Source organism: Microbacterium sp. Bi121, from assembly GCF_918698005.1.
Lineage (GTDB): Bacteria > Actinomycetota > Actinomycetes > Actinomycetales > Microbacteriaceae > Microbacterium.
The window spans coordinates 346,102-359,842 of record NZ_CAKKLJ010000001.1 but is presented as its reverse complement, the minus strand read 5'-3'; the positions used below and the strand labels follow the sequence as shown (position 1 = coordinate 359,842).

The window sequence follows — 13,741 nt, the reverse complement described above, 5'->3', positions numbered from 1 at the left end:
GCGCGCAGTGAGCGCGGCGAGCCCGCGGCACCCCGCGGCAACCCGCTTACGCGGTCAGGCGCGCGATGAGCTCGCGGTACCGGTCGGCGGTGCGCTCGACGATCTCCTTCGGCAGCACCGGCGGCTCGCCCTGCTTGTCCCAGTTCGACGCCAACCAGTCCCGCACGATCTGCTTGTCGAACGACGCCATCCGCTCGGAGGGCGTGGAACCGGACTCCCACGCGGCGGCATCCCAGTACCGTGACGAGTCGCTGGTGAGCACCTCATCGGCCAGACGCAGCGTGCCGTCGGCATCCGTGCCGAACTCGAACTTGGTGTCGGCGAGGATGAGGCCGTGCTCCTCCGCGATGGATGCCGCGCGTGCGTAGATCGCGAGCGATGTGTCGCGCAGCTCGGCCGCGCGCTCCGCGCCCACCAGCTCGACCACACGATCGAACCCGATGTTCTCGTCGTGCTCGCCCATGGGCGCCTTGTAGGCGGGCGTGAACAGCGGTTCGGGCAGACGGTCGCCGTTCTCGAGGCCCACCGGCAGCGGGATGCCGCAGATCGTGCCTCTCTCCTGGTACTCGACCCAGCCCGAACCGGTGATGTACCCGCGTACGACGCACTCGATCGGCAGCATCTCGAGAGACTGCGCGAGCATGGCGCGGTCGGCGACGGCGGCCGGGATCTCGCCATCGACGAGGTGGTTGGGGTACTCGCTCAGCTGTTCGAACCACCAGCGGCTGAGCTGCGTGAGCAGCGCGCCCTTGTCGGTGATGCCAGGGGAGAGCACGAAATCGAAGGCGCTGACCCGATCGGATGCCACGACGAGGATGCGCGTGTCAGCCGGGTCCTCGGAGGCGTAGAGGTCGCGGACCTTGCCGGAGTAGAGATGACGCCAGCCGGGGATGATCGCGGGAGTGCTCATGCGCCCATTATCCCGGTTGACGTGGTCGTGCCCGACCAGCGTTGCGGACGCCGGAAGCGCGCCCGGCACCCGCAACGCACGGCACTACGCCTGGGGAACAGCGGCGACCACGTCGATCTCGACGAGGATGTTCGCCAGCTGCGAGCCGACGGTCGTGCGCACCGGGTACGGCTCGGAGAAGAACTCCTTGTACGCCTCGTTGAACTCGGCGAAGTCGGCGAGATCGGCGAGGTGAACGGTCGACTTCACGCAGTCATCGAGCGTGAGCCCGTGCTCGGCGAGCACGGCACTGACGTTGCGCAGCACCTGACGCGTCTGCTCCGCGACCGAGTCGGCGACGGCACCGGTGGCCGGGTCCTGCGGGCCGAAACCTGCGGTGTAGAAGAAGCCGTTCGCGAGGACGCCCTGGCTGTAGGGGCCCGCCGGCTGGGGTGCGTTGGTGGTGTGAACAGCGGTCTTGCTCATGTGATGCTCCGTTCTGTGGATGGGTGATGGTCCGGTTCCGCCCGACGCAGGCCGCGCCCGGGAAGTTCGAGGGAGGGAGTGTCGAGATCGGATGCCGCGCCGACGAGTTCGCCGGCCGACAGCACCTGGATGCCGGCCACGAAGACGTCGTCGATGCCGACGGAGTCCCGCAGCGGCTGCTCGTACGTGGCGGCGTCGGCGACGGCATCCGGATCCACGACGATCACGTCGGCCACCGAGCCGGGCTCGATCGCGCCGCGTCGGCCGAGGCCGAATCGGGCGGCCGGCGCCGCGGACAGGTGCTGCACGGCATCCGACCACGACCATGTCGCGCTCTCGCGCACGAACTCGCGGAGGAAGCGTGCGAAGGCGCCTCGCGCACGCGGGTGCGGATGGGCTCCGATGAAGATGCCGTCGGACCCTCCGACGTGTCCTGGGTGGGCGAAGATGCGCGCGAGTTCGGCGACCGGCCGGTCGTACCGCACGGCCATGATCACGTTCGCCCGCAGCCGGCATGCCAGAAGGGTGTCGAGGACGAAGTCGATGACGTCGACCCCGGCGCGCTCCGCAGCCTGCGCGAGGGTGAGGCCGTGGGCCCAGGACAGTTCGGGTGCCGACAGGTGCGACAGCGAGATCATGCGCGGCCAGTCGGGGCCGAGGCTCGGGTTGCGCGCGACGCGGGGGAACCAGTCGCGCCGCAGCCGATCGCGTTCCGCGGGATCGGAGAGCGCCAGCAGGACGTCGTCGACCGGCTGCGCAGAGAGCTCCGGCGGCAGCAGCGGCATGCTCATCAGGCTGCAGCCGCGGATGTACGGGTACGCGTCGAAGGTGGCGTCGACGCCGGATGCCGCGAGCCCGTCCAGCTGCGCGAGGAGGATGTCGGCTTCGGCATGGAAGTGCGACACGTGCACGCGCAGCTCGGCGCCCGCCAGGGCTCCCGCGCCGCGCGCGATCGCCGCGATCTCGTCGATCCCGGCTGCCGAGTTCGCCTCGTAGCCGCCGCGCATGTGACTGACGTAGACGGCACCGGCCGCGGCGACCGGTGCGCAGAGCGCGGCGATCTCGTCGATGCCCTGGAAGATTCCCGGCACGTAGTCGAGCCCCGTGGACAGCCCGACGGCCCCGTCGCGCATTCCTTCGCGCACGAGCGCGGACATCGCCTCCAGGTGTTCGTCGTCGGCTGGCCCCTGCGCACGACCGCACACTTCGAATCGCACGGTGCCGGCGGGTACGAGGTATGCCGCATTGACGCGCGAGGTGCCGTCCGCTGCGGCGAGGTAGCCGGCGACGCCGTTGCCCGAATACGTCGGGTGGGGGCCGTTCACGGCGGCGAAGTACTCGCTGGCGTACGCGCCGTCGCCCGGTGCGTACGAGACGCCGTCCTGCCCGGTGATGACCGACGTCACACCCTGACGCAGCAGCGACCGCTGCACGCTCTCGTCGTGCAGCAGACCGTCGACATGCGAATGGGCGTCGATGAAGCCGGGCATCACGAGCCGACCGGTGCAGTCGACCACGGTGTCGCCGGCCTGAGATGCCGCCTCGCCCACGGCGACGATGCATGCGCCCTCGATCACGACATCGGCGCGTCGTTCGCCGGACGCGTCGACGATCGTGCCGCCGCGCAGGACGACACGGGCGGATGCCGCGCGGATCGCTGCGTCCGTCATCAGAAGTACGTGCGCACCAGGTCGGTCACGACGCCGGAGTCCCAGGAGTCCACGACGGGCAGCACGCGCCACTTGTCGAAAGCAGTGCACGGGTGCGAAAGGCCGAGTGCGACGACGGCTCCGACAGCCAGGTCGCCCTGCATCCGAACGAACGCGTGCTGATCGTTCAATGCCGTCACCGTCGCGCCGTCGAGCGCGCGCCACTGCTCGCCGAGCTCGGTTGCCGTCTGGCGGGGGATCGGGAGGCCTTCGTCGTAGGGGAAGTCCCGCTTGCCCCCGTCCACGAGAGCCAACCCGTGCTCGGGTTGCGAGACGACTCGAGCGATCCCGTGCATGGCGGTGCGCAGCCGCGGGGCATCGGCGGAGGCGCGCGCCTCGTCGAACGGGGAGATCTGCCGGTAGAAGCCGTCGTCGTGAACGATGTACGCGCCGGAGCGCAGCGTGAAGTGCGTGCTCGGGTCCGTGCCGGCGCCGGCCTCGGCGTACACCTCGGCCACGATGTCGAAATAGGCGCTGCCGCCGGCCGTGATGTAGATCTCGCCCGGCCCGTACAGGCGGCGGATGCTCTCGTGCAGCCGCACCTGCGACTGCAGGTATTCGCGCACCACGTGCTGCGCGTTGTCGCTGCGGTCGTGCGCGAGGGCGCCCTCATAGCCTGCGACTCCGGCGAGCCGCAGGGTGGAGGTCGCGGCGATCCGCTCCGCCACTCGGGTGGCGGCCTCGATCGTGCGCGCTCCGGTGCGGGCCCCCTCGGCGCCGAGCTCGACCAGCACGTCCACCGGCCGGGGGGCGCCGGCGGCACGCAGAGCGCGGTCCATCGCGTCGACGGTCTGCAGCGAGTCGGCCCAGCAGAGGAAGCGGAAGGACTCGTCATGGAGCTCGCCGGCAAGGTAGCGCAGTGCGCGCTCGTCGACGGCGCTGTTCGCGAGCATGATCGATGAGACACCGAGGCTGCGAGCGGTGCGGACCTGGCCCATCGTGGCCAGCGTGATCCCGGTGGCGCCGGCATCGAGCTGGCGCTGCCAGAGCGTCGGGGCCATCGTGGTCTTGCCGTGCGGCATGAGCTCGAGTCCTCGATCAGCGCACCACGCTGCCATGGTGGCGACGTTGTGGTGCATGGCGCTGTCGTCGAGGACGACCAGCGGCGTCCAGAACTCGTCGAGTCGGGGGCTCGTCGCGAGGAAGTCGGCGATCGTCATACCGATCGCGCGCTCCGGGATGCCTTTGTCGGTGGAAGTCAGGACATCGCCGGCGGTCAGCAGATCATCGTTCATCATGGCGCTCAGCCCAGCAGCTTCGCGAGGGCGGGCAGCTGCTCGGGATCCTCGAGCGCCGAGCCGACGGCGACCACGCGAATACCGGCATCCAGGTAGGCTGGCGCGTTCGTCGCATCCATCCCGCCCGTCGCCACGAACGTGACGCCGGGGAACGGGCCGCGCATCGCGCCGAACCATCCGGTGCCCAGCTGCGACGCGGGGAAGGCCTTGAGCCAGGTCAGGCCCTCTTTCACCGCAGCCTGAACCTCGGTCGCCGTCGAGACGCCGGGGAGGGACGGCATCCCGGCCTCGTGCGATGCGCGGACGATCTCGGCATCGAAGCCAGGGCTGACGGTGAACGCGGCGCCGGCATCGCGGGCCTGGCGCACATGCTCGAGAGAGACGACGGTCCCGGCGCCGACGCGCAGACCTCGCGGGGCAGCGGCCTCCGCCAGAACACGGAGCGCTTCGACGTCGGTCGGTGTCTGCACGGGCACCTCGACGGCCGTGATCCCGAGGTCCCACGCGGTCGTCGCGACGGCGAGGCTGCGCTCGACGCCCATGCCGCGGAGGATCGCCATGAGGGGCACCTCTCCGAAGAGCTCACGGAAGGAGGAGTTGTCGGTCATGATCGCCCTTTCACTGGATGTCGTCTGCGACGAAGTCGCTCGTCGAACGGAGCACGAGGTGTGCGCGGGCGTGCCCGGCGCTCAAGCGGCCCACTGCGTCGTCGCCGCTGAGGTGAGCTGCGAGATAGCCGGCGGCGAACGCGTCACCGGCTCCGACCGGCTCGATGACCTCGGTCGGGATGGCGGGCACGAACGTCGTGGAGTCCGTGGCGGTCTCAGCCCCGTCGCGTGCGAACTCGGTGGCGCCCACGTCGCCGTCCTTCACGACGAGTCGCGCAGGCTCCGGCAGCAGCTCGCGCACGTCCTCCACCGTTTCGCATCCCCACACGGTCTGCGCCTCATCGAGCCCGACGAACACGATGTCGGCACGGCGCGCGAGCGCCAGAAGCGTCGGAGCTGCTTCGTCCGGAGCCCACAGGGCCGTGCGGTGGTTCACGTCGAAGCTGAGCCGGCCGGAGCCGGCTCCGACTCGATCGATGACCGTGTCGACGAGGGCGGCGCAGCTCGGCGACAGGGCAGGGGTGATGCCGGAGAGATGCACGACCTCGGCGTCTTCGAGCGGAACCTCGGCGACGGCATCCGGCGTCATGCGCGATGCCGCGGAGCCTGCGCGGTAGTAGAGCACGCCGTGACCGGGGTCCTTGAAGTAGACGCCGGTGGGTGCGCCCGAGTCGGTGCGCACCCACGTGACGTCGACGCCGCGCGCCGCGATGGCGTCGCGCACGCGGTCGCCGAGCACATCGGCGCCGACGGCGCTCACCCACGCCGCGTCGATGCCGAGAGCGGCGGCGTGGGTGGCGACGTTCGACTCGGCGCCGCCCACGTGCACCTGCAGTTCGGCGGCAGCCGCCAGCGAATGCCCGCGCCCAGGCGTGAGCATCACCATCGTCTCGCCCAGCGTGATCAGACGCGGGGCGATCAGGGGCGACTGCGTGGCCGTCATCGGGATGCGGCCTTCGCCTTGACGGTGGGGATGTTCTGCGTCGCAGCCAGCACGTGCAGGCGTCCGGCATCCTCGCGGTCGGGGCGGACGGATGCCGCGAGCGTCGCGATCACACCGACCACGGCGATCACCGCCGAGTAGACGACCACGGGCCAGAAGGCTCCGCCCGCCGCGGCGACGATCGCGGTGCAGATCAGCGGTGCGAAGCCTCCGCCGAGGGTGTTCGAGAACTGGTAGCCGATGTTCACGCCGGTGGTGCGCGCCTCCGCGTCGAACATCTCGACCAGCATCGTCGAGAGCGTCGCCTGCATGGCGACGCCGAACACCACGAAGCCGAGGATCTGGCCGAGCCAGATCAGCCACATGTTGCCGGTCGTGAAGAGCATGAACGTCGGGTAGACCATGGCGGCGAAGCCGAGGCAGCCGATGATGTAGACGGTGCGCCTGCCGATGCGATCCGAGATCGCGCCCCAGAGCGGGGCGACGAAGATCTGCAGCATTCCGACGATCATGGTGCCGGCGAAGCCCATCCACGCGGGGAGGTGCTGGTCGGAGACCATGAAGCTGAGACCGTAGGTGAGGACGACGTACCCGGCGATCGACTGGGGGAGGCCGATGAGGATTCCCATGATCGCGTTCTTCGGATGCCGGAACACCTCGATGAGCGGGTTGGCCTTCTTGCCCGCCGCGGCCAGCTGCTCGTTCTGCGTCTCGATGAACTCGTCGGACTCCTCGAGCTTGTGCCGCAGGATGACGGCGACGATCGCGAGCACGAGCGAGAACACGAACGGGATGCGCCAGCCCCACTCGATGAACCAGGAGCCCTCTCCGAGGCCGAGGGCCGCCATGAATCCGCCGGAGACGACGTTGGCGATGCCGGCGCCGCTGATGAGGAATGCGCCGTACATGCCCTTCTTCCCGATGGGGGCGTTCTCGACGACCATGGTCGCCGCTCCGCCCATCTCGCCGCCGACGAAGAAGCCCTGGAACATCCGGAAGACGATCAGCAGGATCGGGGCCGTCGCGCCGATCAGGTAGTCCGGCGGGATAAGGCCGATGGCGGTCGTCGCGATGCCCATGCCGACGACGGTGATCATGAGCACGGCCTTGCGACCGACCCGATCGCCGACGATGCCCCAGATGATGCCGCCGACGGGGCGGAGCAGGAATCCGACCGCGAACGTCGCGAACGAGGACAGCTGCGCGATGACCGGGTCGTTGCTGGAGAAGAAGACAGCGGGGAAGACTGCGGCCGACGCGAGGCCGTACAGGTAGTAGTCGTAGTACTCCATCAGCGTGCCGATGGAACCGCCGGCGATGGTGCGCCGCTGCTTGGGAGTGAGTCCGCTGGGGGTGCTCGCTCGGGTCATGAGAGCTTCCTTACTCAACTGGATCGTGGATCAGACACAAGCTAGCGCAGGCTGAACAGATTGTCTAGATGAGATACATTTAGTTCAGATGAGGAGCGGGGGTGCAGAGTGGTAGACGTGGAAACGCAGACGCATGACACGTACGAGGGCGCGGCCGAGGTGCTCGAAGTCTTCCGCCCCGTCATGCACGCCATCGCGGCGGCAGGCGGGCCGGCCTGCGAAGTCGTGCTGCACAACCTCGACGGCGCTGACGTCGATCTCGGCCACACGATCGCGGCGATCGAGAACGGCCACGTCACCGGCCGTGAGGTCGGCGGCCCCTCGACCAGTCTCGGACTGACGGTCCTGCGCAATCGGCAGGAGGACCACGACGCGTTCGGGTACCGCGGCTTCACCGATGACGGGCGCGAGTTGCGCTGCTCGAGCGTGTACTTCCGCAATCGGGCCGGCGACATCATCGCCGCCCTGTGCATCAACGTCGATCTGAGCGCGATGCAGCAGGCGCGTTCGCTGCTCGATGCCCTGCTGCCCGCTCAGGGGCCAGCGGCGAACACCTCGCCCGACGAGTACTTCGGGCGGGATCTCGTCTCTGTCATGGACACCATGATCACCGAGGCGATCCGCGAGGTCGGACGCCCGCTCTCGCAGATGACACGCGACGACAAGATCGGCGTGCTCGAGAGGCTCGATGAGCGCGGGGCGACGCAGATGCGCAAGTCGGTCGAGACGATCGCCGTTCGCCTGGGCATCTCGCGCGTCACGGCGTACGCGTACCTCGACGAGGCTCGTCGCGCCGCGAACTGACCCGGGTCCTGCCGCTCGATCGTCGGTGTCCGCCGACGGGTGTAGCGTTGCCGGGTGACCGACGCCACCGCACCCAGCGCAGCATCCACTCAGGCTCCGGAGCGCAGCCCCTGGCCGGCCCTCTGGGCACTCGTCATCGGGTTCTTCATGATCCTCGTCGATACGACGATCGTGACCGTCGCGAACCCCGCGATCAAGGCGGCGCTCGACCCCGACACGCCGAACCTCGACCGCGTCGTCTGGGTCACCAGCGCCTACCTGCTCGCGTACGCCGTGCCCCTGCTGATCACCGGGCGCCTCGGCGATCGCTTCGGCCCCAAGAACATCTACCTCGCCGGCCTCGCGATCTTCACCCTGGCGTCCCTGTGGTGCGGGCTGTCGACGAGCCTCGACGGACTCATCTGGGCGCGTGCGGCCCAGGGCCTCGGCGCCGCGCTCCTCACGCCGCAGACCATGGCCGTCATCACCCGCACGTTCCCGCCCGAGCGCCGTGGTGCGGCGATGGGGCTGTGGGGCGCGGCATCCGGGGTCGCCATGCTCGTCGGTCCTCTGGCCGGCGGATTCCTCGTCGACGGTCTCGGCTGGGAGTGGATCTTCTTCATCAACCTGCCCGTCGGCGTCGTCGGATTCGTGCTCGCCTGGATGCTGGTCCCGAAGCTCGAGACGCATTCGCACCGCTTCGACGTGCCAGGCGTCTTCCTCAGTGCGATCGCGATGTTCCTCATCGTGTTCGGCCTGCAGGAGGCCGAGGCGTACGACTGGGGTGTGATCTGGGGACCGATCTCGGTCTGGAGCCTGATCATCGCCGGCGTCGTCGTGCTCGCCCTGTTCCTCTGGTATCAGGCCCGAACGAAGAACGAGCCACTCGTCCCTCTCGGGCTCTTCCGCAACCGAAACTTCGCCTGGTCGAACATCACGATCGCACTCGTCGGGTTCACCGTCACGGCGCAGGGCCTGCCCCTGATGTTCTTCCTGCAGCTCGCCCGCGGACTCACCCCGACCGAGTCCGCGCTTCTGCTGATTCCGATGGCGCTCGCAGCCGGCATCGTCTCGCCGTTCGCCGGCCGTCTGCTCGACCGCATCGACCCGCGCATCATGCTGGTACCCGGGTTGCTGCTGGTCGCGATCTCGTTGTTCCTGTTCGCCGTGATGATGAACACCGACACCCCGATCCTGTGGATGCTGGTTCCGTCGCTGATCCTCGGCTTCGGCAACGCCGGCATGTGGGGTCCGCTCGCGACCACCGCGACCCGCGACCTGCCCATGCACCAGGCCGGCGCCGGTGCCGGCATCTACAACACGATGCGCACGATCGGCTCAGTGCTCGGATCGGCGGCGATCGCCGCCTTCATGCAGAGCAGGCTCGACGCGAACCTGCCCGGTGCCGACCAGGCGTCAGGCGGTTTCGGGGAAGGCGCCCTGCCGGACGTCGTCGCCGGCCCGTTCGCGGATGCCATGGCGCAGACGATGCTGCTCCCGGCGGTGTTCATCCTCCTCGGCGTCGTCGCGGTTCTCTTCCTGCGTCGGCCGGCGCATCTACGCTGAGAGCATGACGATCGAACTCACCCGACCCACCGCTGACCTGTTCGACTCCTGGGCTGCGGCGGTCGACGAGTTCGGCGGCATCCACATCGACGGTTCGGGTATGACCACGCCGACGCGGGGCGACAGGGCGAGCTTCGACGAGCTCGTCGCGAATGCGGAGCGCATGGCCGACACGAGCGTCGCCCCGCCGGAGGGCCGCGTCCACAACGACCTCTACTGGATCACCGACGGAGGCGACGTCATCGGCTTCGTCTCGCTGCGGCACGAACTGAACGAATGGCTGCGCCACTTCGGTGGACACATCGGGTACTCGGTGCGGCCCACTCGGCGTCGGCAGGGCTACGCGCACGCGGGCCTCGCGCTCGCGATAGACCGCGCCCGCGAGCTCGGGCTCGAGAGCGTCATGCTCACCTGCGACGACGACAACCCCGGTTCGTACCGCACGATCGAGGGCGCCGGTGGCGTGCTTCAGGACGTGGTGGATGCAGCCGAGCAGGGCCACCCGCGTCTGCGCCGCTACTGGATCGAGCTGTAGCGCGCCTCAGCGCGTGGAGAAGGCGCTTACCTCGTCGAGAAGGCGCTGTCGAAGGCGGCGTCCGCCGGCCGGTACGACGACAGCTTCCGCACGAACTCCAGCGCCTCAGGAGCACCGACGAGCCGGTCCATGCCGGCGTCCTCCCACTCCACGGACAGGGGGCCTTGGTAGCCGATCGCGTTCAGCATCCGGAACGCGTCCTCCCACGGCACGTCGCCGTGGCCGGTCGAGATGAAGTCCCAGCCGCGCCGCGGATCGGCCCAGGGCAGGTGCGAAGAGAGCCGACCGTTGCGACCGTTGCCGAGCCGCCTCTTCGTGTCCTTGCAGTGCACGTGGTAGATCCGGTCCTGGAAGTCCCAGAGGAACGCGACGGGGTCGATGTCCTGCCACACCATGTGCGACGGGTCCCAGTTCAGCCCGAATGCCTCGCGGTGCCCGATCGCCTCGAGCGCGCGCTTGGTCGTCCAGTAGTCGTACGCGATCTCGGACGGGTGCACCTCGTGAGCGAAGCGCACGCCGACCTCGTCGAACACGTCGAGGATCGGGTTCCAGCGGTCGGCGAAGTCCTGGTAGCCGGCATCCACCATCTCGTCGGTGGCCGGCGGGAACATCGCGACGTACTTCCAGATCGAGGAGCCGGTGAAGCCGGTGACGGTCTTCACGCCGAGCTTGGCCGCAAGGCGGGCGGTGTTCTTCATCTCCTCGGCCGCGCGCTGACGCACGCCCTCCGGGTCGCCGTCGCCCCACATCTGGTCCGAGACGATGTTGCGGTGGCGCTCGTCGATCGGGTCGTCGCACACCACCTGCCCCTTGAGGTGGTTGGAGATCGTCCAGACCTTGAGGCCGTTGCGCTCGAGGATCGCCAGTCGATCCGCGATGTACGCATCGTCGTCCCAGCGCCAGGGGTCGAGGTGATCGCCCCAGCAGGCGATCTCGAGGCCGTCGTAGCCCCACGAGCCTGCGAGCCTGGCCACTTCCTCGAAGGGCAGATCCGCCCACTGGCCGGTGAACAGGGTGATCGGTCGTGACATCGTCGTCCTCTTCTCGTGCGTTCGGTTCTTGGTCAGACGTCGGTCCAGGCGGATCCGCCCTGCGCGCTGCGCTCGACGGCGTCGAGCACCCGCTGCACGCGGAGTCCGTCGGCGAACGTCGGCTGCGGGTCAGTGCCGGCGGCGATCGCCTCGGCGAGGTCCTTCACCTGGTGGGAGAAGCCGTGCTCATAGCCGAGCATATGTCCGGTGGGCCACCAGCCCGCAAGGTACGGATGCTCCGGCTCGGTGACCAGGATGCGGGTGAACCCCTGCTCGCCGGACGGGCGCGTGGCGTCGTAGAAGTCGAGCACGTTCATGTCCTCGAGGTTCCAGTGCAGCGCACCGGCGTCGCCCGAGATCTCGATGTCGAGCGCGTTCTTGCGTCCGGTGGCGAACCGGCTCGCCTCGAAGGTGGCGAGGGTGCCCGATTCGAACCGGCCGATGAACAGGGCGATGTCGTCGACGGTCACCGTGCCGCGCTCTGCGCCGGCAGTGCCGCTGAGACCCACGGATTCGGCGAGCACAGGTCGCTCCTCGACGAGCGTCTCCATGACGCCGGAGACCCGGGTGAGTGACTGACCGGTGACGAACTGCGTCATGTCGACGATGTGCGCTCCGATGTCGCCGAGTGCGCCGGAGCCTGCGCGATCCTTGTCGAGCCGCCAGGTCATCGGTGATTCAGGGTCGGCGAGCCAGTCCTGGCGGTAGCTCGCGCGCACCTGCCGGATCGTGCCGACGCGGCCTGAAGCGATCATGTCGCGCATGAGGGTGACCGCCGGGACCCGGCGGTAGGTGAAGCCGACCATGGCACGGACGCCGTGCGCCGCGGCATCCCGCGCAGCCTGTTCCATGGCCTCGGCCTCTTCGACCGAGTTGGCCAGCGGCTTCTCGCACAGGACGTGCTTGCCGGCCGCCAGCGCGGCGATGGCGATCTCGGCGTGCGAGTCGCCGGGGGTGACGATGTCGATGAGGTCGATGTCGTCGCGTTCGATGACGCTGCGCCAGTCGGTTGACGTCTCCGCCCAACCCCACTTGGTCGCAGCGGCCGCGGTCTTCTCGGCATCACGACCGACGAGCACTGCCATCCGCGGTGCGATCGGCAGGTCGAATGCGGCCGGAGCCTGGCGCCAGCCGACGGAGTGGGCCGCTCCCATGAATCCGTGGCCGATCATGGCCACACGCAGCTCAGTTGTCATCTCTACTCCCCGGGGCGTCTCGGTCAGATACAGTGCGGGGCGAGCGCGTTCGACGGCGCTCGCCCCGCAGATGATGGTCAGGACTCGAAGGCGAGCTTGATGAACTCGTCGACGTTGTCCTTGGTCACCACGGGTGCGTCCAGCACGATGCGGTACGGGACGCTCGGCGTGATCAGGTCGCTCATGGTCTTGTCCTGAGCGATCAGTCGCGCCAGGGCGATGCCGTCGGCAGCCTGCGTGGACGGGTAGATGACCGTGGCCTTGATGACGCTGTCATCCGACTTGATCAGGTCCATCATGTTGACGCTGCCCGCGCCGCCGACGAGGAAGAACTCGTCACGGCCGGCCGCGTCGATGGCAGCCATGACGCCGACGCCCTGGTCGTCGTCGTGATTCCAGATGGCGTCGATCTCCGGGTTGGCCGAGAGCAGCTGGGATGCTGCGCTCTCGCCGCCGGCGACGGTGAAGTCGGCGGCGACGCGCGGGCCGACCTCGAGGCCGCACGAGTCGAGCGCGTCCTTGAAGCCCTGCGAGCGGTCCTGCGTGAGCGGCAGGGAGTCGATGCCCGCGATCTCCGCGACCACGGCATCGCTCTGGCCGTCGAGCTGCTCGCAGATGTACGTGCCGGCGCTGACGCCCATCCCGTAGTTGTCGCCGAGGATCGTCGCGCGGGACGCGAAGGTGCTCGAGAACTCGCGGTCGACGTTGATGACCGGGATGCCGGCATCCATGGCCTTCTGCGCGACCTGGGTGAGAGCGGCACCATCCGTCGGGAGCAGCACGATGGCGTCGACGCCGTCGTTGATGAACTTCTCGACTGCGGCGATCTGCTGATTGGCGTCGTTCGTTCCCTCCGCCTGGCGCAGCTCGACATCGGCGAAGCCCTCGGCGGCGTTGATGGCTCCGCTGTTGATGGCGCCGAGCCAGCCGTGATCGGCCTCGGGGCCCGACCAGCCGATGACGACGGTGTCGCCGCTGGCGGCGTTCTCCTCGCTGGTGGTTCCCTGGTTGGTTTCCGGGTCGCCTTCCTCGCCTGAACTGGTGCAGCCGGCCAGAAGGCCGACGGCGAAGAGTGCGGCGGCGCCTGCCATGAGCGGGCGAAGGCTCCGTGAGCGCATGCGGTGCATGTGTTTCCTCCTTGAATGTGATGCATCTCAGCGTCCGTCACGGCCGTCGCGGGTGAACTGCACGGCGTCGCGGGGACACGGTCAATGTAGCAGAAGCAGAAACAACTCGCGCAACTTTTGTTTGAACAATCGCAAAAGTTCTTGCGGCCCTTGAAATCAAGGCAATCGGACACGTCTGAACGGTGACGTCGTACGTGTCGAGCGGAGGATCCCAGGCTCGTACAACCGTCAAGCCCTGTGTTATCGTCCTCTCGTGATCA

13 protein-coding genes are annotated in these 13,741 nt (G+C 68.6%); 3 read left to right on the top strand and 10 right to left on the bottom strand.

Annotation, left to right across the window (positions count from 1 at the left end; translation table 11 throughout):
• Window positions 1–46: 46 nt before the first annotated feature.
• From LQZ87_RS01735 to LQZ87_RS01705, 7 genes are all read right to left on the bottom strand, one after another.
• Complete coding sequence (locus LQZ87_RS01735; protein WP_230101713.1) at window positions 47–910, bottom strand: phosphoribosylaminoimidazolesuccinocarboxamide synthase; 864 nt, start codon at window positions 908–910, stop codon at window positions 47–49.
• Between the two features lie 84 nt (window positions 911–994).
• Window positions 995–1,375 (bottom strand): Rid family detoxifying hydrolase, encoded by a 381-nt coding sequence (locus LQZ87_RS01730; RefSeq protein ID WP_230101712.1) that lies wholly within the window; start codon window positions 1,373–1,375, stop codon window positions 995–997.
• Window positions 1,372–3,045 (bottom strand): amidohydrolase family protein, encoded by a 1,674-nt coding sequence (locus tag LQZ87_RS01725; protein WP_230101711.1) that lies wholly within the window; start codon window positions 3,043–3,045, stop codon window positions 1,372–1,374. The genes LQZ87_RS01730 and LQZ87_RS01725 overlap by 4 nt, the downstream gene beginning before the upstream one ends.
• Window positions 3,045–4,322, bottom strand: a complete 1,278-nt coding sequence (locus tag LQZ87_RS01720; RefSeq protein WP_230101710.1) for an alanine racemase — start codon at window positions 4,320–4,322, stop codon at window positions 3,045–3,047. Before LQZ87_RS01720 ends, LQZ87_RS01725 begins: the two co-directional genes overlap by 1 nt.
• A gap of 5 nt (window positions 4,323–4,327) precedes the next feature.
• Window positions 4,328–4,930, bottom strand: coding sequence for a bifunctional 4-hydroxy-2-oxoglutarate aldolase/2-dehydro-3-deoxy-phosphogluconate aldolase (locus LQZ87_RS01715; protein WP_230101709.1), 603 nt, complete (start codon window positions 4,928–4,930; stop codon window positions 4,328–4,330).
• 10 nt (window positions 4,931–4,940) lie between these two features.
• The gene (locus LQZ87_RS01710; protein WP_230101708.1) at window positions 4,941–5,873 is read right to left on the bottom strand and encodes a sugar kinase; all 933 of its coding nucleotides are present in this window, start codon (window positions 5,871–5,873) and stop codon (window positions 4,941–4,943) included.
• The gene (locus LQZ87_RS01705; RefSeq protein ID WP_230101707.1) at window positions 5,870–7,243 is read right to left on the bottom strand and encodes an MFS transporter; all 1,374 of its coding nucleotides are present in this window, start codon (window positions 7,241–7,243) and stop codon (window positions 5,870–5,872) included. The genes LQZ87_RS01710 and LQZ87_RS01705 overlap by 4 nt, the downstream gene beginning before the upstream one ends.
• Window positions 7,244–7,360: 117 nt before the next feature.
• On the opposite strand from LQZ87_RS01705, the gene LQZ87_RS01700 reads away from it, so the two are divergent.
• The 3 genes from LQZ87_RS01700 to LQZ87_RS01690 are packed head-to-tail and all read left to right on the top strand — an operon-like array spanning window position 7,361 to window position 10,127.
• Window positions 7,361–8,047, top strand: a complete 687-nt coding sequence (locus LQZ87_RS01700; protein ID WP_230101706.1) for a PAS domain-containing protein — start codon at window positions 7,361–7,363, stop codon at window positions 8,045–8,047.
• Window positions 8,048–8,101: 54 nt separating this feature from the next.
• Window positions 8,102–9,592 (top strand): DHA2 family efflux MFS transporter permease subunit, encoded by a 1,491-nt coding sequence (locus LQZ87_RS01695; RefSeq protein ID WP_290368235.1) that lies wholly within the window; start codon window positions 8,102–8,104, stop codon window positions 9,590–9,592.
• Between the two features lie 4 nt (window positions 9,593–9,596).
• Window positions 9,597–10,127 carry a GNAT family N-acetyltransferase gene (locus LQZ87_RS01690; protein ID WP_230101705.1) on the top strand — a complete coding sequence of 177 codons (531 nt, stop codon included), beginning with the start codon at window positions 9,597–9,599 and terminating at the stop codon, window positions 10,125–10,127.
• Between the two features lie 26 nt (window positions 10,128–10,153).
• Here LQZ87_RS01690 and LQZ87_RS01685 read toward each other — a convergent pair whose 3' ends face one another.
• The 3 genes from LQZ87_RS01685 to LQZ87_RS01675 form a co-directional block, all read right to left on the bottom strand.
• Window positions 10,154–11,158: a sugar phosphate isomerase/epimerase family protein gene (locus LQZ87_RS01685; RefSeq protein WP_230101704.1), complete on the bottom strand. Its 1,005-nt coding sequence runs from the start codon at window positions 11,156–11,158 to the stop codon at window positions 10,154–10,156.
• Between the two features lie 32 nt (window positions 11,159–11,190).
• Entirely contained in the window at window positions 11,191–12,354 is a 1,164-nt protein-coding gene (locus LQZ87_RS01680) for a Gfo/Idh/MocA family oxidoreductase (protein ID WP_230101703.1), read from the bottom strand.
• A 77-nt stretch (window positions 12,355–12,431) separates the two neighbouring features.
• The gene (locus LQZ87_RS01675; RefSeq protein WP_230101927.1) at window positions 12,432–13,472 is read right to left on the bottom strand and encodes a substrate-binding domain-containing protein; all 1,041 of its coding nucleotides are present in this window, start codon (window positions 13,470–13,472) and stop codon (window positions 12,432–12,434) included.
• Window positions 13,473–13,741 lie beyond the last annotated feature (269 nt).

Excerpts from the sequence above, each read along its gene's own strand:
- LQZ87_RS01690 (WP_230101705.1), top strand. The coding sequence starts at position 9,597 with ATGACGATCGAACTCACCCGACCCACCGCTGACCTGTTCGACTCCTGG.
- LQZ87_RS01735 (WP_230101713.1), bottom strand. The coding sequence starts at position 910 with ATGAGCACTCCCGCGATCATCCCCGGCTGGCGTCATCTCTACTCCGGC.
- LQZ87_RS01725 (WP_230101711.1), bottom strand. The coding sequence starts at position 3,045 with ATGACGGACGCAGCGATCCGCGCGGCATCCGCCCGTGTCGTCCTGCGC.
- LQZ87_RS01705 (WP_230101707.1), bottom strand. The coding sequence starts at position 7,243 with ATGACCCGAGCGAGCACCCCCAGCGGACTCACTCCCAAGCAGCGGCGC.
- LQZ87_RS01730 (WP_230101712.1), bottom strand. The coding sequence starts at position 1,375 with ATGAGCAAGACCGCTGTTCACACCACCAACGCACCCCAGCCGGCGGGC.
- LQZ87_RS01715 (WP_230101709.1), bottom strand. The coding sequence starts at position 4,930 with ATGACCGACAACTCCTCCTTCCGTGAGCTCTTCGGAGAGGTGCCCCTC.
- LQZ87_RS01720 (WP_230101710.1), bottom strand. The coding sequence starts at position 4,322 with ATGATGAACGATGATCTGCTGACCGCCGGCGATGTCCTGACTTCCACC.
- LQZ87_RS01680 (WP_230101703.1), bottom strand. The coding sequence starts at position 12,354 with ATGACAACTGAGCTGCGTGTGGCCATGATCGGCCACGGATTCATGGGA.
- LQZ87_RS01675 (WP_230101927.1), bottom strand. The coding sequence starts at position 13,472 with ATGCGCTCACGGAGCCTTCGCCCGCTCATGGCAGGCGCCGCCGCACTC.
- LQZ87_RS01710 (WP_230101708.1), bottom strand. The coding sequence starts at position 5,873 with ATGACGGCCACGCAGTCGCCCCTGATCGCCCCGCGTCTGATCACGCTG.
- LQZ87_RS01685 (WP_230101704.1), bottom strand. The coding sequence starts at position 11,158 with ATGTCACGACCGATCACCCTGTTCACCGGCCAGTGGGCGGATCTGCCC.